Source organism: Methanoregula formicica SMSP, from assembly GCF_000327485.1.
Classification (GTDB): Archaea; Halobacteriota; Methanomicrobia; order Methanomicrobiales; family Methanospirillaceae; genus Methanoregula; species Methanoregula formicica.
Window position 1 is genome coordinate 1,714,436 of the sequence record NC_019943.1, and the last position, 20,180, is coordinate 1,734,615.

General features: G+C 57.4%; 21 protein-coding genes and 2 tRNA genes. 8 read left to right on the forward strand and 15 right to left on the reverse strand.

From position 1 onward, the window contains the following. Positions 1 to 76: 76 nt before the first annotated feature. The 3 genes from METFOR_RS08550 to ilvE form a co-directional block, all read right to left on the reverse strand. Complete coding sequence (locus METFOR_RS08550; protein ID WP_015285730.1) at positions 77 to 892, reverse strand: SDR family NAD(P)-dependent oxidoreductase; 816 nt, start codon at positions 890 to 892, stop codon at positions 77 to 79. A gap of 200 nt (positions 893 to 1,092) precedes the next feature. Beyond that, positions 1,093 to 1,167 (reverse strand) — tRNA-Glu (locus METFOR_RS08555). A 101-nt stretch (positions 1,168 to 1,268) separates the two neighbouring features. After that, positions 1,269 to 2,246, reverse strand: coding sequence for a branched-chain-amino-acid transaminase (gene ilvE, locus METFOR_RS08560; RefSeq protein ID WP_015285731.1), 978 nt, complete (start codon positions 2,244 to 2,246; stop codon positions 1,269 to 1,271). A 235-nt stretch (positions 2,247 to 2,481) separates the two neighbouring features. Here ilvE and METFOR_RS08565 point away from each other — a divergent pair, with 235 nt between their 5' ends. Together METFOR_RS08565 and METFOR_RS08570 are read left to right on the forward strand one after the other, a co-directional pair. Then, a complete protein-coding gene (locus METFOR_RS08565; RefSeq protein ID WP_015285732.1) occupies positions 2,482 to 3,147 on the forward strand; it encodes a PAS domain S-box protein in 666 nt (221 codons plus the stop codon). A 7-nt stretch (positions 3,148 to 3,154) separates the two neighbouring features. Then, on the forward strand, positions 3,155 to 3,730 hold the full coding sequence (locus METFOR_RS08570; protein WP_052310777.1) for a DUF7504 family protein: 576 nt from the start codon (positions 3,155 to 3,157) through the stop codon (positions 3,728 to 3,730). A gap of 18 nt (positions 3,731 to 3,748) precedes the next feature. On the opposite strand, the gene cfbB is transcribed toward METFOR_RS08570, so the two are convergent. Genes cfbB through cfbA form a run of 4 tightly spaced genes read right to left on the reverse strand, consistent with a single transcriptional unit; the run spans position 3,749 to position 7,823 of the window. Further along, complete coding sequence (gene cfbB / locus METFOR_RS08575; protein WP_015285734.1) at positions 3,749 to 5,122, reverse strand: Ni-sirohydrochlorin a,c-diamide synthase; 1,374 nt, start codon at positions 5,120 to 5,122, stop codon at positions 3,749 to 3,751. Next, entirely contained in the window at positions 5,119 to 6,183 is a 1,065-nt protein-coding gene (gene cfbD, locus METFOR_RS08580; RefSeq protein WP_015285735.1) for a Ni-sirohydrochlorin a,c-diamide reductive cyclase catalytic subunit, read from the reverse strand. Before cfbD ends, cfbB begins: the two co-directional genes overlap by 4 nt. 9 nt (positions 6,184 to 6,192) lie before the next feature. Then, positions 6,193 to 7,413, reverse strand: coding sequence for a coenzyme F430 synthase (gene cfbE, locus METFOR_RS08585; protein ID WP_015285736.1), 1,221 nt, complete (start codon positions 7,411 to 7,413; stop codon positions 6,193 to 6,195). A gap of 11 nt (positions 7,414 to 7,424) precedes the next feature. Further along, positions 7,425 to 7,823, reverse strand: a complete 399-nt coding sequence (gene cfbA / locus METFOR_RS08590) for a sirohydrochlorin nickelochelatase (RefSeq protein ID WP_015285737.1) — start codon at positions 7,821 to 7,823, stop codon at positions 7,425 to 7,427. A 233-nt stretch (positions 7,824 to 8,056) separates the two neighbouring features. Between cfbA and METFOR_RS08595 the strand changes: the two genes are divergently transcribed. The 5 genes from METFOR_RS08595 to METFOR_RS14575 all read left to right on the forward strand — a co-directional run bounded on the left by METFOR_RS08595 (position 8,057) and on the right by METFOR_RS14575 (position 12,759). After that, complete coding sequence (locus METFOR_RS08595) at positions 8,057 to 8,509, forward strand: PDDEXK family nuclease (protein ID WP_015285738.1); 453 nt, start codon at positions 8,057 to 8,059, stop codon at positions 8,507 to 8,509. A 299-nt stretch (positions 8,510 to 8,808) separates the two neighbouring features. After that, complete coding sequence (locus METFOR_RS08600) at positions 8,809 to 9,948, forward strand: methanogenesis marker 9 domain-containing protein (RefSeq protein ID WP_015285739.1); 1,140 nt, start codon at positions 8,809 to 8,811, stop codon at positions 9,946 to 9,948. Continuing rightward, complete coding sequence (locus METFOR_RS08605) at positions 9,920 to 10,741, forward strand: triphosphoribosyl-dephospho-CoA synthase (protein WP_015285740.1); 822 nt, start codon at positions 9,920 to 9,922, stop codon at positions 10,739 to 10,741. The genes METFOR_RS08600 and METFOR_RS08605 overlap by 29 nt, the downstream gene beginning before the upstream one ends. Continuing rightward, complete coding sequence (locus METFOR_RS08610) at positions 10,729 to 11,295, forward strand: DUF447 domain-containing protein (RefSeq protein WP_015285741.1); 567 nt, start codon at positions 10,729 to 10,731, stop codon at positions 11,293 to 11,295. Before METFOR_RS08605 ends, METFOR_RS08610 begins: the two co-directional genes overlap by 13 nt. 96 nt (positions 11,296 to 11,391) lie before the next feature. Further along, on the forward strand, positions 11,392 to 12,759 hold the full coding sequence (locus tag METFOR_RS14575) for an ATP-binding protein (RefSeq protein WP_015285742.1): 1,368 nt from the start codon (positions 11,392 to 11,394) through the stop codon (positions 12,757 to 12,759). Between the two features lie 65 nt (positions 12,760 to 12,824). Here METFOR_RS14575 and hypE read toward each other — a convergent pair whose 3' ends face one another. The 5 genes from hypE to METFOR_RS08640 form a co-directional block, all read right to left on the reverse strand. After that, on the reverse strand, positions 12,825 to 13,820 hold the full coding sequence (gene hypE / locus METFOR_RS08620) for a hydrogenase expression/formation protein HypE (RefSeq protein ID WP_015285743.1): 996 nt from the start codon (positions 13,818 to 13,820) through the stop codon (positions 12,825 to 12,827). After that, positions 13,817 to 14,161 (reverse strand): hydrogenase maturation nickel metallochaperone HypA/HybF, encoded by a 345-nt coding sequence (locus METFOR_RS08625; protein ID WP_015285744.1) that lies wholly within the window; start codon positions 14,159 to 14,161, stop codon positions 13,817 to 13,819. The genes hypE and METFOR_RS08625 overlap by 4 nt, the downstream gene beginning before the upstream one ends. Then, complete coding sequence (locus tag METFOR_RS08630) at positions 14,161 to 14,385, reverse strand: HypC/HybG/HupF family hydrogenase formation chaperone (RefSeq protein WP_015285745.1); 225 nt, start codon at positions 14,383 to 14,385, stop codon at positions 14,161 to 14,163. The genes METFOR_RS08625 and METFOR_RS08630 overlap by 1 nt, the downstream gene beginning before the upstream one ends. A gap of 117 nt (positions 14,386 to 14,502) precedes the next feature. Then, positions 14,503 to 14,587, reverse strand: a tRNA-Ser gene (locus METFOR_RS08635). 92 nt (positions 14,588 to 14,679) lie between these two features. Next, entirely contained in the window at positions 14,680 to 15,783 is a 1,104-nt protein-coding gene (locus METFOR_RS08640; protein WP_015285746.1) for a hypothetical protein, read from the reverse strand. A gap of 256 nt (positions 15,784 to 16,039) precedes the next feature. Between METFOR_RS08640 and METFOR_RS08645 the strand changes: the two genes are divergently transcribed. Then, positions 16,040 to 17,026 carry an archaeosine biosynthesis radical SAM protein RaSEA gene (locus METFOR_RS08645; protein WP_015285747.1) on the forward strand — a complete coding sequence of 329 codons (987 nt, stop codon included), beginning with the start codon at positions 16,040 to 16,042 and terminating at the stop codon, positions 17,024 to 17,026. Between the two features lie 3 nt (positions 17,027 to 17,029). On the opposite strand, the gene METFOR_RS08650 is transcribed toward METFOR_RS08645, so the two are convergent. The 3 genes from METFOR_RS08650 to METFOR_RS08660 all read right to left on the reverse strand — a co-directional run bounded on the left by METFOR_RS08650 (position 17,030) and on the right by METFOR_RS08660 (position 19,994). Then, positions 17,030 to 18,274 (reverse strand): ornithine cyclodeaminase, encoded by a 1,245-nt coding sequence (locus METFOR_RS08650; protein ID WP_015285748.1) that lies wholly within the window; start codon positions 18,272 to 18,274, stop codon positions 17,030 to 17,032. Between the two features lie 122 nt (positions 18,275 to 18,396). Continuing rightward, positions 18,397 to 18,999 carry a GTP--adenosylcobinamide-phosphate guanylyltransferase gene (locus METFOR_RS08655; protein ID WP_015285749.1) on the reverse strand — a complete coding sequence of 201 codons (603 nt, stop codon included), beginning with the start codon at positions 18,997 to 18,999 and terminating at the stop codon, positions 18,397 to 18,399. Next, positions 18,987 to 19,994: a pyridoxal phosphate-dependent aminotransferase gene (locus tag METFOR_RS08660; RefSeq protein WP_015285750.1), complete on the reverse strand. Its 1,008-nt coding sequence runs from the start codon at positions 19,992 to 19,994 to the stop codon at positions 18,987 to 18,989. Before METFOR_RS08660 ends, METFOR_RS08655 begins: the two co-directional genes overlap by 13 nt. Positions 19,995 to 20,180 lie beyond the last annotated feature (186 nt).

Sequence of the window (20,180 nt, forward strand, 5' to 3'; positions counted from 1 at the left end):
CCGGAATTTTTTAAAATTTTTCCGGACGCCGCTGGAAAAATTTTGTTCGCGATCGATTCGAAGAATCCGGCACCCATCACCGCTTCTTCTGCCCGGCTAAAAATTTCCGGTATTCCGGCGATTCGAACATCTCGCGGGTCTCCTTCTCGGCCTGTTTGTGCGCCATATCCCGGAAGACCGGGTCTTTGCATTTCTCCAGCAGTTCCCTCATGGCCTCCGGGAAGACGACCATCGGCTCTTTCTTTGCAACCCCGTCAAGGATGATCCGGGCTGCATCCTCTACCGGGATCGCATCCTTCGGGACTCTGCCCCGGAAGATCGGCGTGGCCACATCCCCCGGGCAGACCACTGTGAAGAAAATGTTCCTGGGTGCATACTCGTAGTACAGACAGTCGGTCAGGCCGATCACTGCGTTCTTGGTGGCAACGTACAGGGTCTGGTAGGGTGTGCCAAAGAGTGAGGCAACCGATGACGTGTTGACGATATGGCCGCTGCCCTGCTTTTTCATGACCTCAAGAGCGGCGTTCACTCCGTAGATCACGCCCCAGAGGTTGATGTCGATCATCTCCTTCCAGTCTGCAAGGGTGCTTGCCTCGTACGGGTTCTTCTGGCTGATGCCGGCATTGTTGAACAGGTAGTCGAGATGGCCGGAGAGAGCAACACAGTCCCTGACCATGGCTTCGACCGCAGCAGGATCTTTCACATCAACCGCAGCAAACTTCGCCTGCGGATATGCCGCAAGGGTGGCTTTTGCTTTCTCTACGCTCTCCGCCCGGCTGCCGATCACCCAGACAACCGCGCCCTGTTTGAGCAGTTCTTCTGACACTGCATAGCCAATGCCGGAGGTTCCTCCGGTCACAATCGCAATCTTTCCCTCAAATGGTGTGGTCATGGTTTCGCCTTGTACACGTCTGAATATGCAGGATTCCTGCATATCGTGAAAATCATCAGATTTTTATTGATACGTTCTTTTGCTCACGTTCCTATATGCTGGTTTATATTTAGTTCCCGTAGGGGATTTGCAGGAATCATGGGAGTCTGGTTCAGGGAAGACGGCAGCCTGAAGGTGGGGATTCTAACCAGAAGAGTAGATGCTGCTATGGGGATTCGAACCCCAGTCGCGGGCGTGAAAGGCCCGCATGATTGGCCGGACTACACTATAGCAGCAAATTGTCCTACTTAATTTCTCGCAACGTCATAAATAGGTTATGGAGGAGGGCACGCCATGAACGGGATGATCCTCCCGAAACATGAAAAACCGGAAAAAATTATCGCTTCTTTGCCTTCGACTTGAATTTTTCTGCTGCTTTCACCGGCTTTTTCACTGCTTTCTTCACCGCGGTCTTTCCTGCTGCTTTCACTGCAAGCTTCTTCGGCTTGCCGTGGATGGGATAGCCTTCCTTTTTTGTCAGGGGCCCGAATGCGGCTGCCAGCTGCCGGAAAACCGGGCCGGGCTTACCGGACCCGATCGTGCGTCCGTCAACCCAGACAATGGGGGCGACTTCCGCAGCAGTACCCGAGCAGATCAGCTCGTCGGCCGTGTACAGATCGAAGTACCCGAGGTTCTGCTCGCGGACGGTGATTCCCAGCGATTTTGCGATCTCGAGCACGACAAGGCGGGTGACGCCCCGGAGGTTGTTGAGTGTGGGGGGCGTGATGATCTCGCCGTTCTTGACAATGTACAGGTTGTCACCCGAGCCCTCGGAGATGTAGCCGTTCGTGTCAAAGAAGATCGCCTCGTCCCCGCCCTTGTAGTTTGCCTCGATCTTGGCAAGGATGTTATTCAGGTAATTCAGGCTCTTGACATTCGGGGGCATGCACTCGGCCGGGTTGCGCCGGACCGACACGGTCACGGCCTTTAAGCCCTTCTCGTACAGGTCGCCGTACATCGCACCCCAGGTCACGGCAATGATGATGACCGAAGGCTTCGGGCACTTGCGCGGGTCAAGGCCGAGATCCCCCTTGCCACGGGTGATGATCGGCCGGATGTACGCATTGTCCAGCTTGTTCCTCCGGAGCACCTCGCAGATCGCCTCGGTCATCTCCTCTTTTGTCATCGGGGGTTTGATGTCGATGGTCTTGGCTGAATCGTACAACCGGTCGATATGTTCCTTCAGCCGGAAGATCCTGCCATTGTACGCCCGGATCCCTTCAAAGCAGCCATCGCCATAGAGGAACCCGTGGTCGAACACGGAGACGCTTGCCTTGTCCTCCGGCAGGAATTTCCCATCATAATAAATGATCATGACAGGGTATGGGTGGCACGAGGTTTTGTAGTTTTTTCTTTAATCTCACGAGCGAAGCGAGTGACTGGTCACGTTAGTAACCGGCTCACGAGCGAAGCGAGTGACCGGCTACGATAGTTGCCGGCCTAAGACTGTACCACCGCTCTGCTTGGCACGGCACAAGAATGATATAGAATCCGGGTGTATCACACCATAACGAATTGAGGATTCTACAACGGGAGGATATAACGGTTTTATGCCAGGCAAAAAGGCAGGTCTGACAGACCGGACACCGGATGGTTCAGTTCAGGACATCTTCCGTACGATATTCGAGCGTATCCAGACCGCGATCCTGATTGTGGATCCGGCAGCCCACGAGATCGTTGATGCAAACCCCCTCATGGAGTCACTCACCGGACTCACAAAAGACCAGATGCTGGGGAAAGGCTGTCAGGGATTCGTCTGTCCGGCCAAGTGCGGCGAGTGTCCCGTCACGGATCTCCATAAAAATATCCTGAACATCGAACGCGAAGTCATCAATGCGAAAGGCGAACGGGTACCGGTGCTGAAGACCGTGGCAAAGGCAGACTTCGGGGGAAAAGAGTACCTGGTTGAGAGTTATGTGGACATCACCTCCCATAAAAAGGCCGAGGAGCGCCAGGCCGCGCTCCTTGCCTACCTCTCGGAATCGATCCTGAGGGCAAAGAAGCCGCTCGAACTGATGCAGAATGACTTCCAGGATATCGTAAAGAAGGCAGAGAGTGGTGATTACGATGCCGAGGACATCCGGATGCAGCTGGCCTTGCATGCAAAGAACCTTGCACAGATCGTAAAAAACCTGGAAGAACTCCAGGCAAAGGCTCTTAAGGGCAAGTCTGCTGAAATTCCCCCGGAATTCCGGGAGTTCCTCCTCAGGAAGTGAAATTCCCGTGGAAGGACCGTCCCCCGATCAGGAGCAGCAGGAAAGCATGCTCTGCCTCCTCGTGGCACAGCCGGAGCAGATCCAGGACATGAACCTGATGGTCATGAAGAAGATCCTGGCAAGCGGGTGCACACCACTCATCGTGACCGTGAACAAGCCCTACAAAGTCCTGACAAAGATCTATGCAAAAGAGGGCATCGGCCCGGAATCCTACTTTGTCATTGATGCCGTCACCCAGTATTCCGGCGGCGTGTGTCCGCCCAGCCCCCGGGTGAAATATGTCAACAACCCGTCCAACCTCACTGACCTTGGCATCGCGATCACTGAACTCTTGAAGCAGATGCCGGAGGGTAAAAAATGCATCCTCTTCGATTCGGTGAGCATGCTTTTGATCCACATCCCGTCGGCAACGGCATCGAAGTTCCTCCACTTCGTGGTCAACAAGCTCCAGCTCTCGGACGTCTCCGGGATCTTTCTCTCCGTTGAGAAAGGGCTCGACCCGGTGGTCATGTCCCAGATGAGCGCGTTCGTGGACCACGTCATGGACTATGAACAGGCGCAGAAACAAACCTGCCTGCTGTGAATTTCCAAAAAGAGACGCTTACATTTTCTGCCGGCACTTCTCCACGAAATGCCGGAACATTCCTGCGCTCCCCACCGGGTGGAGGTGCGTGTAGCTCCCCAGCGTATTTTTCACAACCGCACCGTCACAGTTATCCCGGATGCCGACGCCCCGCGAGAGCGTATATGCATAGCGGGTTGCCTTGTCCAGCACCACTTCCGAATAATGGAATTCGTGGCCCCGGAACACCGCACTGCCCATGGGAGAGTCCGCTGAACTTTTCCCTTCCACATAGCTTACGACCCGCCGGGCCGGCATCCGGGTCTCCCCGGAGAATACCCCGCACATCGCGGTGGACTGATCACGGTTGGAGCCCTGCCACCCCTTCTTCAGCACCATCCGCTCCGTAAGGTACATCAGACCGCCGCACTCCGCATAAACGGGCGTGCCGTTGCGCGATACCTCCCGCACCGCCTCCCGCATACGGTCGTTGGCTTCGAGTTCCTTTGTGAAGAGCTCGGGATAACCGCCGCCAATGATGTAGCCGTCTGCTTCCGGGAGCCGGTCGTGGACCGGGCTGAACGGCACCGTCTCCGCACCGCAGGTTTTGAGAATGTCGAAGAGGTCCGCGTAATAGAAGTTGAACGCCTCGTCGAATGCAACGCCGATCTTCACGTCCGGTGCCGGGACCGCGTCAAAGAGTGTTGGGGCAGGATTGTCCGGGATCTCTTTCATCAGGGACCGGAGTTTGTCCAGGTCAACATACTGGCCGATCATCTTCGTGATGGTCTCGATCCGGGCATCGAAGTCTCCCCGGCCCGCTCCCTCGCGGTAGGGCACGAGCCCGAGGTGGCGCATGGCAAGCTGCATCTCTTCCATCCGGGGGATGGCCCCGAGGACCGGGACGCCGCAGTAGTGCTCGATCGCGGTCACGGCCTTGGCCTTGTGCGACCCGCCCTTGATATTGTTGAGGATGACACCCGCAATCCGGATCTTCGGGTCAAAAGACTGGAAGCCTTTGACGATCGCAGCTGCGCTCCGCGTGATGCTCTGGGCCGAGACTACAAGCACGACCGGAAGGTCGAGCTCTTTTGCGATCGCGGCCGTGCTGCCGGTGTCGCCCAGCGCCTCGGCCCCCTCATATAATCCTCTCACACCTTCTACGAGTGCAATGTCAGCGCCCCGGCACCCGAACCGGAAGATGTCCTGCACCTGCGCCCCGTTGAGGGTGAACGTGTCCAGGTTCCGGCAGGGCCGGTGCGAGACTGCCGCAAGATAGGACGGGTCGATGTAGTCCATCCCCACCTTGAAGGTCTGTACCTTGTCCGTTTTCGAAAGAAGGGCCGCGAGCGCGAGCGTGATGCTGGTCTTGCCGCTGCCCGAGCGGTCACCGGTGATCAGGACCGCCTTCATGGGAGGCTCCGGAGGACCGCCCCGAACTCGCTCTCGACAATCGAGCGTACGCCGAGTGTCTTGGGGTGGAGGTCAATCTCCACCATCACATGCTGGTGGCCGATGGCCCGGAGGGGGGCTACCTGCCGCGGGCCGTTCGTGATCGAGAAGCACTCGACGCCTTTCGTGTACTCCGGCGGGATGGCATGGGGGACGCCGGTGATCAGCGCGAAGTCCGGTCTGATCTCGCGGATCCGCCTACCGAGCCGGTTCCCGTTTGCCCCGTACTCGTCCAGCGCACCGATGAGCTCCGCGTTCACGCCCCGTTCCGCCAGTTCTGTTGCGATCCGCTCTGCATCTCCGCGCGTCTTCGGAAGCCCTCGCTGTTCAAGGTTCGCGATATAGGTTATGTCCGCGTCCGGACACTTGTCGTGAAACGCGATGAGCGCGTCCACGAACATGTATGCGGTCTCCTTCTTTGCGTTCAGGATCGCGACACCCTTTTTACCGGACCGGGCAAGACGGAGAAGTTCCTGCGCTGCAACGTGCTTAAGATCGCCCCGCGATGCCTCGATGTACGACTGGGATGCTGCGCCCCGGAGACGCTCGACCTCGTTTGCCGCCCGCATCATCTGCCGCTGCCGGGCCAGCTCCTCCTGCGTGATCCAGCCGGCCTCCGCAGCGGCTTCGAGCGTTGACAGGACCCCGGCAATGTTTTCCAGGTAGCCCGCGTGGATGTCCACGGCAATGGTCGGCGTCGTGATACCGGCGCCGTCAATTGCTGACTGGAGGTCCTCGCCGATGATCATGGCAACACAGGTCCCGATAACAGCCATGCGTTTGGGGTGGAACATCTCCTCCGCGTACCGGAGCACATCTTCGAGCGGCTTCTGTCCGCCGAAGATGAACTCGTTGTCGGCAAGCGATGTGGTGAGTGTCCGCATCCCGTCCTCTTCAAGGAGACGGGCGTGCTTGAACGAGCAGCCGGAGGGGCCGTGGAGGATGGCAACGTCTACGTTGAGGTCGCGGGCAGTGTAAAGGGCGGCAACGATCGAGCTCGGGCGGGGGTGCATGTACTTCATGGGCGCTGTTCATCTCCAGGTCTTGACGGCAAGGACAATCGATCCCTGTACCGTTTTTTGTCGTGCAAGGATATATCCTTCTTCAAATGTGGCTGCCCGTACCGGGGCCAGCGGGATGAGTGCGGCATGGTCTGGCGTCCCGGGCTCCGGAAACCTCCCGACCCAGATGAGGCTGGAGGGCCGGATCGCCTCCATTGCGGCAAGGATCTGGTCGAAGGCAAACCCTTCGCAGACCGCCCCGTCGCCTTCCTGCTGGCCGATGACGAGCGTGATCTCGTTTCTGCCGGCAACATTCCTGGCATACTGGGCCGCATCAATGGTCGTTCGGAAATTCGTACCGCTGTTGGCATTGTCCACAACAAGAATGCCCCCCACGTACCGGGCCTCCATTCGGCCGGTGAGCGCCGTGAACCCGGAGAGGGGAGACGGGTCGATCCCAAGCATCACCGCGGCCGTGGCGGCAAGAGCAAGCGAGTCGCGGTACGCCGGCAGGGCAATGAGGGGATTGATGAACCGGCGGGTTGTGGTGCCGAGCGAGATTGTGCATTCCGTTCCGGTGCACGAGGCAGTGTTTTCCAGGTGCATGACGTTGTTCAGCGGGTTCTCCGTAATCCCTTCCGCAAGCAGGAGGTTTTTGCAGGACCGGGCTGATGCAAGTTTTGCCGAAAGAGCCGACTTTTTCCCGGCTGCGAACCGGAAATCGCCAGCGGAGGTGATGATGCCAAGCGTGCCGGCGCAGGTGAGGCCAAGCGACTCCTCGGCTATCAGCCAGCCACCGGTCTCCTTCGCGAGCCGGACTGCTTCCAGTACCGAGCCGGGCGTGATGCTGGAGCGGGAGATGAATTCTTTTTCGGGATACCGGAAAGTCCCCGATGAGGTGTGCAGGATGCCGGGGCCTGGCAGGAGCGAGGCAAGTGCATGTGCTGTGGTGGTCTTGCCCCGGGCACCGGTTATCTCTACCATGATCCCGGGGACATAACTGCCCAGCAGCTGCCGGATTGCCTCGTGATGGGTGATGACGGGGGCCTTTGCCGTCCTAATCAGGGGGTGGTCGGGGTCCAGGTGTACGGGCGCAACGATGAGATCGTATTTCCTGGAGCGGGCCACTTCAACGCTGACCGGGCCGGTCCCACGGTATACATCAACAAGATCAACCTGGTCGCCGCGGGAGACGAACGCAGCGGCGATCGGTTGCCCGCCGTGGATCGAGTCCAGCACCAGGATATTCATACAAAAAAGGATCAGAGGGTGAGGGCCTTGTTCGCGTTCTTCACCATGAGATCGGCAAGCAGCGGGTCGCTGCCGATGGGATTGGCGTACACGAGCGGGATGCTCTTCCCGTTCAGCTGGAACGCACCCTTCTTGACACCCTCGGGCAGGCCGATCTCTCCGGGAATATCCTTTTCGATGTGGACGCCCTTTGCAAGGAAGAGGGGGACGACAACCAGAGCGTCGATCTGCTCTTTTCTGAATGCATCCATCGACTCCCTGATGGTTGGCTTGTTTATGTTCATGAAGCCACACTTGACGATGAAGTCATTGTTCTTCGCCTGTATCATGGCCGCGGTCTTCTCAACAAGTTCCTGGTTGTAGGGCATCGTGCTCCCGTGCCCGACAAGTAACATTCCCTTCTTGCTCATGGGGGTATCTCCACTGGATCCAAGCTCGGACTGTGCCCGTTCGCCCGGATTAACGTCTTTCCGTATGCCAAAAAACCAGCATAAGAAAATACTACGTATGAAAATCTACCTGTAATCGTAATAACTTTCGTATTTGAATCGGGAGAGTGGGTGGAGGCAGACCCGGTCGTCCGCAATCACTTTCGGCCTGCCCACCCAATGGTTTTATTCTCTGGCCATCGCACCGGTAATAAATGAGTGATTTCGAGCGGGAGATCGTCCACTGCCTGAACCGTTTTTTTAAAACGCACCACATCCAGGGATTTGCGTACCGCCTCAAGCAGCACAAGTTCACGAGCCAGTACGTCGATGTGCTGGTTGACTCGCTCAATCCTTCCTATTACCTCTCAATCGAGTGCAAGTCGATCATTGACAAGAAACTCTACTTTTCGCAGCACTTTCATGCCGATAAGAAGAATGTGCACCAGGTCGATGCGATCTCGGACTTCCTTGCAAAGACCGGCCGGATCGGATTTCTTGCGGTCGAGTTCCGGCAGGGGCCGGGAAAGCCAAGCGAAGCATTCCTGATCCCATGGGCCACCGTTGTTGCGCATTTCAAAGAGAACAAGGGGATCACGATCGACGACGCCCGTTCGGGGATAGCACTGGCAAAGTGCAAGGAGGGGTACGTGCTGGAGAGGATGTGATGAGAGAGCCGGGCATGGATTGAAGTGCGCCTATGTAGTTTCCTTTTTTCTCATCCCTTCGGGGTTCGGCAACTCGAAGAACCCTGAAGGGTTCTTCTCCTGCTTCAGGTCTGATGACCTTCAGCAACTCGAAGAACACTTTACTTTCGGTCGAAGACCTGATGGTCTTCTCCTGCTTCAGGTCTGATGAATCCGAGACCTTCAAAGGAAGGTCGAGAAGGAGAGGATTTCCACGGAAATCTTCGACCACTTGGCAACCCAAACCTCTTTCTTCCGGTATATGCAACGAATATGAACTTATGATGGATGCATTCGACCGTTTCGGCCTTTTGATCAATGACCGCGTGGTCAGGACGCCGGTTGCGGTGGCGTCCATGGCCGGGATTGTCGATGCCGATTACCTCCTTGCACGGAAAGACCACATCGGCCTCGGGTTCATCGGGGGCTACTCGATCGATGCGCCCACGATGGAAGCGGCGAAGGTTGTTGCCGCTGAAGACGGGCGAAAGGAGTTCATCACTGAAGATCCCATTGCTGAACTGAAAATGCAGGCCGCAAAGATGGAGAGAAGTGATGTCGTCCTCGGGATCAACCTCCGCGGGAGCTCGCCGGAATCATTCTCCCGTGTGGCGCAGGCCCTTGGCGACAAGGTTGTCTACGAGATCGATGCCCACTGCCGGCAGCCGGCAGTGGTCGCTGCGGGCTGCGGGGAATTTTACCTGAAGAACACGGGAAAACTTGTTGCAGCAGTGAGGGCACTGAAAAACGAAGGAGTCACGGTCTCGGTCAAGATCCGCGCCGGTGTTGCCGGAGACGACCGGGCGCTCGCAGAGCAGCTCTGGGAAGCCGGCGCCGACATCCTGCATATTGACCTGATGGATTTTGGCACTGCGAAGCTTCGCCAGATCCGGAACAGCTGCCCCCTCATGATCATCGCCAACAATGGCATCACCACGTTCGAGCGGATGAAGGACATGCTCTCGCACGGTGCAGACATGGTCTCGGTTGCGCGGAAATCCGATGAGCGGACGCTTGCCGGGCTGGATGCCGCGATCACGCGGTATGCTGACGAGGAGGGGTGGTACAATGCCCCCAAGCAGCTCTGCCGGGGAGGCGACATCCGGTCGCTCACCTTCTGCTGCATGCCGGTCAAGGAGTGTCCGCTTATACCGATGCTCTCGCGGACCGGCATCTCTCATGATGACTTTGTTAAAATGAAGCTGGGCGGCGTTGCAGATACGCCACTCGACACCGGCCGCCAGACCTGTTTTGGCAGCCTTGCCTGGTGCTGCAAGACCTCATCGCCCTGCATGTTCCGGGATATGACCTTAAAACAGGCCGGGATCGCAAAGAAAGAGTATATGCGGCTGAAACGCGAGCTCTCTGATACGATAATGGCGCAGGTGTTTCATGACGTGCCTCCGGTTAAGCGCAGTTGAACGGGCCCAACTGGCAATGATGCTCGAGGTCACGGCCTTCCCGAAGCCGGGGAACGTTGACCGGTGTCACGATTATCCCGAGACGCGGCTCGAGCATTTCCTTGCTTCCACCATCTTTGCCCGCCCGGCACTGGAGGAGGCCGAACTCGGGAAGGGCAGGCTGGGTGAGATCATCAAGCACGCGGTCCGCGACACCAACTGCCATGCCGGGGGCAACACGCATTTTGGGGCATTCATCCTCCTCATCCCGCTGGTCTACGGTAAAACGATTGAAGGGGCGATGGCTGCGATCGCAAATACTGAGTCCTCCGATGCAGTAGCCTTCTACAAGGCGTTCGCAATGACGGCCGTCAAGATGAACGCAACTGACGATCTCGATGTCAACGATCCCCACACGCTCACCCTCATCCGCGAGCGCGACATGAACCTCCTCGACATCATGCAGCACTCCGCGGCAAACGACATGGTTGCGCGGGAATGGGTGACCGGGTTTCCGCTCTCCCGCAGGGGTGCGGACCTCTTAAAGGAGAACGGGCCGGGACGCGATTCCATTGTCCGTACGTTCCTCACCCTGCTCGCCATGGAGCCGGACACGTTCATTGCAAAGAAGCATGGAATGGAGGTTGCGCGGGAGACGATGATGGCTGCCCGCGATGTGCTTGACGGGAAACGCTCCATCGAAGACCTTGATGAGGAATGCATCCGGCGGAACATCAACCCGGGCTCCATTGCAGACATCACCATCGCGGCAATCTTTCTCGCCCTGGGGGAGGGCTGGTCATGGGACTCTTAAAGGGCGGGATCAACGAGGTCATCGCCACCACGGGGTTCAATGCCGCACCGATGGGCATCCACTACCGGGACGGGAAGGCCACGATGGTTCTCTTCTCGGGGAGCCACACTGCGGAAAATGTGCGGACGGAGAGATGGCTGGTCGCCAATTTTATTCACGATCCGGTCCTCTATGTTCGGACGGCTTTCGAAGACCTCCCCCGCGACATGTTTGTCAGCGAACCGGTTGCCGGTATGACCATGCAGCGCCTTGCCGGAGCGGATGCCTGGGCAGCCTTCACCGCAACGGTCGACCGGACAACAGCCGGGACGCTCATCGTTTCGCTCACGCCCCAGCGGGAGATCATTGAGAACGCGATAATCCACCCGGTCAACCGGGGCTTTGGCAGCATCATCGACGCTACTGTGCATGCTACGCGGTACGTGAAGAACCGCGACCCGGAACTGAAAGATCTCATCAATTACCACACCGGGATCGTCCGTAAGTGCGGGGGAAAGCGCGAGCTCGCTGCACTCGACATTTTACGCAGATTTATCGAAAACCGCCCTGAATAATCCTGTTTTGGGTGCTTTCCGGAGAATCATTATATATCTTGTGTCCCCACTTGTCATTAGTGTCCGGCCCCTGACGGGGTAGTTCCAGGGAAAACTATGACAATGCGGCCTTTGACCCGGAAGCGGCAGATGCTCTTTGACGTCTGCATCGTCTCCAGCATTCTCGCCGCCATGGTCATCACGTTCTTCTCGATCTCCCATGGCATCTATGATGTATTCCCGTACTTCTACCTCATCCCTATCATCCTGATCGCGTTCGCCCGGCCGAACCTCGCCATCTACAGTACCGTTGCCGTCGGCTGGATCTACGTGGCTCTGGTCTTCACGCTCGGCCTTCCCGACCTCAAGCTCTACGCCCTTGCAACGATCTGGTTCTACATCTTCGTCTCGCTGGGTGTCCTCATCTCCACGTATTCCCAGGTATATCGGAAAGAGGGTGAGAAGAGCTGCGGAGCATATTACAACTCGCAGGCCGGGGTTTTCAGTTACGACAAGCGGACGTTCAAGATCCGGGATGCAAACCGGAAGTTCGCCAATATGATCCGGTACGATTGCGATGACCTGATGGCCAAATCCCTGCCGGACCTTATCCCTGACAAGGAAGAGCGGGAGAGTTTCATAACAAAGGTCCGGGACCTCCGGAGGGTCGGCGATATCGAGGTAAAGTTCCGGGCCTGGGACGGCAGCATGCGGTGGGCGCTGGTCTCGGCGGCCGAGACCGGTGACCCGGGGGTCATCTGTACCGTTGTTGACATAACCGACAACAAGCTTGCTCAGGAAGCCCTGACGCAGGCGAACAAGAAGCTGAACCTGTTAAACAACGTCACCCGGCACGATATCCTCAACCAGCTGACCGCACTGCTGGGTTACCTGGAGATCTCGAAGGCGGATAACAAGGATCCGTCCATGGAGAAATATTTCGAGCGCGAACTGCAGGCAGCAACCGCTATCCGGAACCAGATCCTCTTCACCCGCGACTACCAGAACATTGGCGTCCACTCGCCACTCTGGCACAATGTGGCGGAGACCGTCTCTCTTGCCACCGCAAGCATCGATCCCCGTGCGATCCTAGTCAACGTCAACATCCCCCCGGTCGAGATCTACGCAGACCCGCTGCTTGAGAAGGTGTTCTACAACTTGATCGAGAACTCGATCCGCCATGGCGAGCACGTGACGGAGATCTCGGTACGAACGGTCGAGCGGGCAGACTCACTTGACATCATTGTCGAGGACAATGGTGTGGGAATTCCCGAGGCAAACAAGGAGAAGATCTTCCGGCGTGAGTTCTTCAAGAACACCGGATTCGGCCTCTTCCTGTCAAGAGAGATTCTTGCCATCACGAACCTTGTCATCACCGAGAACGGGACTCCGGGAAAAGGGGCGCGTTTTGTCATCCGGGTGCCCCGCGAACATTTCCGTTCCATCCCGGGTCATGGCAGCGGGATATCCCCGCAGAAGAAATAGTCCTTTAACGGCTTAACAGTCCACCGTATACCGGGCCGAAAAAAAGGAGACGGGAATTGTCGCTTTCAGCAGACCCGGGGCACCGGGTCGCCCATCGGGGGTTCGATGAACCGTTCGCCGCCGATTGCCGTTTCCATGATTACGTGAGCGCCTGTGGTGACCGTACCGATAACGGTCGCGTCCTTCCCGTACTTGTGCGACCGGAGTGCAGCAAGGATGGCATCGGCATCCATGGCCGGAACGCCCATGACGACCTTACCCTCGTTTGCCACTTCAAGCGGGTCGATACCGAGCATGGCCGCAGCACTCTTCACGCTCTTCCGTATCGGGACCTGATCCTCGCGGATCCGGACGCAGACCCCGGCTTTTTTTGCCATCTCGTTGATGGCGCTGGCAAAGCCGCCGCGGGTCGGATCCTTCATCGCATGGATGGTGCCGGCTTCCATGACCTTCTCCATCATCTTCGAGAGCGGGGCAACGTCCGAGTGGATCTGCTCGCCGAGATCAAAGCCCTCACGGTGTGCCATGATGGCAAGGCCGTGATCGCCAAGCGTACCGGAAACGATGATCACGTCACCGGGCACGAGCCCATTGTCCCGGACAATCCTTTTGGCGATGCCGATACCGGCCGTGTTGATCGCGATGCCGTCCAGCGCCCCGCGTTCGACGACCTTGGTATCACCAGTGACAATGCTTGCACCTGCTTCGCCCAGGGCCTCGTCCATGGAGGCGACAATCCGCTCCAGGTTCGCAGTCTCGAACCCTTCCTCTATGATCATACCGCAGGAGAGCGCAATGGGCCTGCCCCCCATCATGGCAAGGTCGTTGACGGTCCCGCAGACCGAAATCCTGCCGATGTCCCCGCCGGGGAAGAAGATGGGGCGTACAACGTGCGAGTCCGTTGTGAAGACAAGGTTTTCCCCGGCAAACGGGATCACGGCCCCGTCGTCAAGGGCCTCAAGGCCGATCCCGCCGGCATTGTTGTGCGTAAATTTCGTGAGCGTCTGCAAAAGCTCGCCCATCACTTCGCCCCCGGCCCCGTGCATCATGTTGACTTTCATGGTTCATCCTCTGCGTCGATCTCGATATTGGTCACAACGATCTCCCGACCTTTTACCAGCTCAGGCAGCGCCCCGCACTTCGGGCAGACATAAACCTCGGTGCCTTCGTACCCGCACGGGCACCGTGTCTGCGGCTCGGTCTCCTTACAGTCCAGCACGGCCTCATGGAACAGGGGGTCGTCCTCCTTGATGGTGTCAAACAGGTAGACAACCTGCTCCGGGTTCACCATCGCCATTTTACCGACTTCGACGTTTATTTTCATGACCTTTGTCGCCTTGTGCCCGAGCGCTGCCGTACGGGCGGTGGCGTACAGGTCATAGGCGATGGAGTACTCGTGCATCAGTTCTCCATCGCGGAAAAAACGTCCTTGAAGAGCGCCCGGGTCTCAAGACCCTCTTCGCGGGAGAGGCGCTGGATGGCAAAACCGACATGGACGAGCACGAACTCTCCGACCTTGACATCCACGAGATCGAGCCGTACCTCCTGCTTGAGTTCCCCATAATCTACAAGTCCGATATTTCCGTCCCTGATCTCAAGGACTTCCGCGGGAATTGCAACGCACATCGATGATCCTCTCTGGTATCTGAGAAGTACTGTGGGTGTTCCCATTACATAAAAACACTGAAACGGGAATGGGCATACACCGCGAGCGGGAAACAACCCCATGGGGAAAACAGACAACGCCGGGGAAGAGATTTGAACTCTTGAGGTGCAGGGCACCAGTAGCTTTCAAGGCTACCGCCTTCCCGGACTAGACTACCCCGGCAGTGCTCCATATGTTGGTTCCGGGATATAAAAAAGGCTTCTTTAAAATGGCGGAGATACGGTGATCCGGGGGAATGCCCGGGTGCCGGCCGGTCAGTCGCGGGGACGGTTCCGGAAGAGGGCGACCGCTGCAAGCGCTGCTGCCCCGAGCAGGGGGAGCAGGGACGCCCGTTGCGTCTCCGAGGCAGACATGTCCCCGGATGACCGGAACGGTGCCGGGATCGTGCGGCTCACGTCAATCGATCCAACGTTCTCACCGAAGAGGAAAACGTCATCCGTTACGGAGTACTGGTACGGGTAGATCTTGAAATAAAAGGTCTGGCCGTTCCCGAGGATTTCGACGCGTTCCGGGTTCTGGTCCCCCTGCCCGTTCACCATGTGGAGGATCCCGCTGTCATCGCTGTACTCGACAACCCAGTCAAGGGTTTTCGAGGTATACAGGGCAACGGGGCCGCTTCCGGCCCGGACAATAAAATAGGCCGGCGATCCCCGCGAGGATCGGGCCTGGGCCGACACAATCCCTGAGGTGCCACCCGCTGTCACAACAGTCTGCACGGGCGTGGCGATGACGCCGCTTCCGGACGTCGTAGTGGTGATGGTGCGTGAACCGACATACCCGCGTGCATCCGTGAAACTCACCTCATAGGAGCCCGGGGCGGGAACCGTCACTTCGAACGCGAAATGGGCATTATTGTCCGTATGGACGTACTGCGGCCCGAACACCACGGCTCCCGAGGGATCGATGACCTCGACCTGGATGCCGGCATTCTCCAGTCCCCGGATGTCCCCGGAAAGATAAATCTTGCCGGAGAATTCCTGGGTTAAGGGGGTGTCGAGATGGATGTCGGCTGACCGGTCATAGATCGTGACCATGCGTATGGTGACATCGTCACTGTTTGCCGTTGACGGGACCTCGACCTTGTAGGTCCCGGTCTTCAGGCCGGTGGTGTCAAAAACCGTCCGGAAACTCTTATCGGAAAGGACATAGGCGATCTTGCGCTGCACTTCCGTGGTAGTCGTCAGCTGGTAATACAGAACTACATCAATAGGAGTCCCGGTCCCAAACGTTGTTGTGCCGGTCACGATAAGAGGTTTACCTACTGATACGGAATCCGGTGCTTCGATGTTGATCTGGTACGCCAGTACGGGGGCTGACAACAACAGAAGTCCCATAATCAGTAGTACAGCCTTTTTCATTCGATACTCCCGTTGATCCCGGAATTTCACCTCCCTGAGCGAAAGCGTGCTTCCGGGAGGGTGTTTCGATCAATGGTAAGCCTCCCGGCTATAATAGCATTCTCCTGATGCCAAATTCGCGGAAAAACCAAGATAATTCTATTTTCGGATTCCAAATGGCCTATTGCTTTCCCATTCTTTTTCACAACAGGAAACTGGCTACGGGGATTCCCAGCAGAGTGTATTTCATCCCGCCAGACCAACAGATAGGATAGAAATGAACGTGGAAACACCGGAAAAACCCCTCGCATCCTGGCGGGGGAAAGAGAGGTATGACTGTGAACAACTGGACTGCCTCACTATCATCTTCAAAAGCGGAGGCTGCAGCTGGTCGAAGTGCTGGATGTGCAGTTACCGGCACGAGCGATATGGGAAAACCGACTGCGCCGAGCTGCTCTCCCGCCTCCGCGCCCAGCTGGCATGGGTGATCCGGGAGAACAAGCCGGAAGAGTACCGGATGGTGAAGATCTTCACTTCCGGCAGCTTTTTCGATCCCGTGGAGGTTCCCCCGGCATTTCTTGCCGATGTTGCCACTGCGTTCCGGGGAAAACTGCTCATTGCGGAGACACGCCCTGAATATGTCAGCCGGGAAACGCTGGTCTCATTCATTGAAGGTCTTGATGATGGGAGCTGGAAGACGCCGCTCTACTGCGCCATCGGCCTTGAGACGAGCAATGATTTCATCCGGGAAAAATGCATCAACAAGGGCTTTTCCTTCTCTGACTTTACGAGCGCCTCTTCAGTGGCCCGTTCTGCCGGTGCCGGGGTTAAAGCATACCTTCTCTTCAAACCGCTCTTCCTGACGGAAGGGGAAGCAATAAAGGACATGGAGACGACCATTCGGGATATCCTTCCGTATGCCGATCTCGTCTCTATGAATCCCTGCACGGTCCAGCGGAACACGGAACTGGAATACTACTGGAAACGCAGGGCATTCCGGCCGCCCTACCTCTGGAGTGTTCTGATGTTGCTGAAGAATGCGCCAGTCCATATGACCTGCGACCCCCTTGGCGGCGGGCAGAAACGCGGCCCGCACAATTGCGGGAAGTGCGACTACGAACTCGTCAGGGGCATACGGGATTATTCCCTGAACGCCGACCGTGAGCTCATTGCGGCTCTGTTGGAAACGGAATGCACGTGTAAAAACGAGTGGCAGTATGTCCTCGGAAATGAGAGCCCGTACTGCATGCCGCTGACGCGGTGAGGATCACTTTTTTCCGGGAGCTGCCTGGCTTTGGATCTCCAGCTGCTGCGCGAGCAGCGGGAGGAAGGTGCCGGCATCGGAGACAATGCCGATGGCCTGCGTGGTGCCCCGGTCCATCAGTTTCGTGACATGGGCGGGATTGATGTCCACGCAGATTGTCTTGACGCTTGACGGGAGGCAGTTGCCCACGGCAATGGAATGCAGGAGCGTTGCCACCATCAGGACCATGCTGCACCCCTCGATCTGCTTGCGCATGGCGTCCTGCGCTGCCATCACGTCCTGGATCACGTCTGGCAGCGGGCCGTCGTCCCGGATGGAGCCGGCAAGGACATAGGGGACGTTGTTTTTAATGCACTCATACATGATCCCGCTTTTGATAACACCCTTCTCAACGGCTTTCCGGATCGAGCCGGCCCGCATGATCTCGCTGATGGCATAGAGGTGGTGCTTGTGGCCGCCCATCACGGGCTTGCCGGTGGTGATGTCCATCCCGAGGGAAGTCCCGTACAGGCAGTTCTCGATGTCATGGGTCGCGAGGGCATTGCCGGCAAAGAGCACATTCACGTACCCGTTACGGACCATGGAGGCAAGGGCCTTTGCCGCCCCGGTGTGGATGATGGCCGGGCCACCGACAACCGCGATCTTTCCACCGTTTTTCCGGACTTCTATAATCTCCTTTGCGATCTGGGCGATGAGGGTCTCGCTGGGGCGCTCCGAAGAGACGGTCCCGTGCATGAACTCAAACGTGCTCTGCTCGCGGGGACGCTCGGGGTAGGTGACGCTGACTCCCTGCTCGCCGACAACGACAAGGTTGCCCTTCCGGATCTTGCCCAGAGCCTCTGCCTTTGCAGTCTTCTTCACCGGATCGACAACAATAAGGAAGTCCATCTCGATTGCCTCAACGGGAATCCATTCCCCGTTGTACTTCACCTGGGTCGGGTGGTTCGAGGTGGTATAGAATCCCTTGGGCACCACATGATCGGCTTCAGCCGGGACCAGGTGGACATCCATGACCTCGACCGGGCGGGCGCCGAGCCGGTGGACTTCCGACAGGATTGCTTTGAGCTTCTCCTTACCGGTAGCCGCGATGCGCAGGCGGGCATAGCTCGTGTCGGTCTTCTTCTTGCCGACCTCAAAGACAAGGATCTCGAAGTTGCCACCCAGATCCATGACCCGGTCCATGAGCTGCATCATGATGCCGGAATCGATGATGTGGCCCCGGAGCTCGATCTCCTGCGTCTCGACCATAGTACAGTGATCTAGGGCGATGATCCTTAATATGCATTCCTGAATAAACCCGATCTACCCGTATTTTGTTTTGATAACCGCAATTTGGAAAGAACTGGAATATTTTTCGGTTACCGGCCCGGTCAGGGAGGCGGGTTCTGCCAGAGGAAGGCTTCAGCCCGCTCACGGTCCCCCTGCGTGTTGATATTCAGGGAAAGACGGGGCTCGCTTAAGAGAAGGCGGAACTCATCCTGTTCGTCGCCGGCGTGATCCCCACGAATGATATTGATACCAGCAGGGCACGCTTCTATGCCCCCGATCTTTTCCCGATAGGGCATGCTCTCCCGGCAGCTGGTTATGGTTGCTGCGGGCACCCAGGTGGAGAGGGCATCTTTCCCATTGGCCATGTATGCATCCTCAATGGTTTTGATTATTTCTGCCGTGATGCAGGGGATATCTGCAACCGATACAAAGAGGGCCCCGTCCTCATCAAGCGAGCAAACGGCCTGGACCATGTCATCAACATAGCCACGGCCATCTGTCCGGCAGAAGGCAATGCCATTGGCCCGGCACCAGTTTGCGGTCATGGGGGTCTTTGAGGATCCGGCAACAACCGGTTCGCACCCGGCATTCTGGAAAGCCCGGATGACATACGCGATCATGGGCTGGCCACAGATGAGAGCAAGCGGCTTTTCCCCGCTGTTGAGCCGGCTGCCGGAACCCCCGGCCATGATCAGTGCACGCATGCTGCAAATGCCTCAACAAGGGCCCGGTTTTCTTCACGGGACATGACCGCGACCCGGATACAGGTTGGCAGGCCAAAGGACGTACAGTCACGGACAAGAACGCCACGGCCCGCAAGCGCCTCACAGAGCGGGGATGCATTCCGTCCGCAATCGAACAGGATGTAGTTTGCACGGGAGGGCGTGCACTTCATGCCGAGCGCTTCCAGCTCTGCCACCAGGAATTCCCGCTCGTTTTCTATGGCCGCTCTGGACGCAGCCAGTTCATCAAGGTGAAGGAGTGCTTCCATGGCATAGGCCTCGGCATAGGCATTCACGCACCAGGGCGAGCGGGCAGTCTCGATCTTCAGGACGAGATCCTGATCGCCAAAACCGTACCCGAACCGGATCCCCGGGACGGCAAAGCACTTGGTGATAGAGCGCAGAACAAAAAGCGCAGGATCGCGGATGTCTGCCACACTCTGCAGCGGGTCCGAGAGCTCGATGAACGCCTCATCGCAGAAGAGGATGGAGCCGGAATCTTTTGCGGCGGAGAGTTTTACCCTGACTTCATCCTTTGACAGCAGCTGCCCCGTGGGATTATTGGGATTGCAGAGGAACTGCACGGAAGCGCTGCGGGGATCTGTGACGCGGGATGCCCCGGCAAGGGCGGCGGAGAGCTCGTATTCACCGAATGTCGGGGATTCTGTAAAGAAGGTGCGGGGAATGGCCGGGTCGCGATAGCGTGCTGCACAGAATGCCCGGAGCACTTCGATGGATCCATTCCCCACGCAAATCTCCTCAGGATTGCGGTGGAAGACCTTCCCTATCTGGTCCTTGAGCGCAGAGTATGAGTCATCCGGATAATATTTCAGGCATTCAGGGTCCAGGTGCCACGCGAACTGAGGGACGCAGGGGTTGACGCTCGCGCTGAAATCCAGCACCGATTTATGGGTTTTTTCCAGCTGCTGCTTTCCCAATCCCCCATGCACGACCCGTTTCGGAAAGCCAACAACCAAAGAATTCCGCTCCTTTTCTCAAATACTAGGCTATTCTGTCATAAATGCGTTGTGAAGCCGCGTTTACCGGCAGAGAAAAAAGTATTTATAGGCAAACGTGTTAGTTAGAATCATCTGGTTAAGTCAGACACAAGGGTTCTCTTTGTCTGACATATGCATGACAAGAGCCAGACATATGTCAGAAAT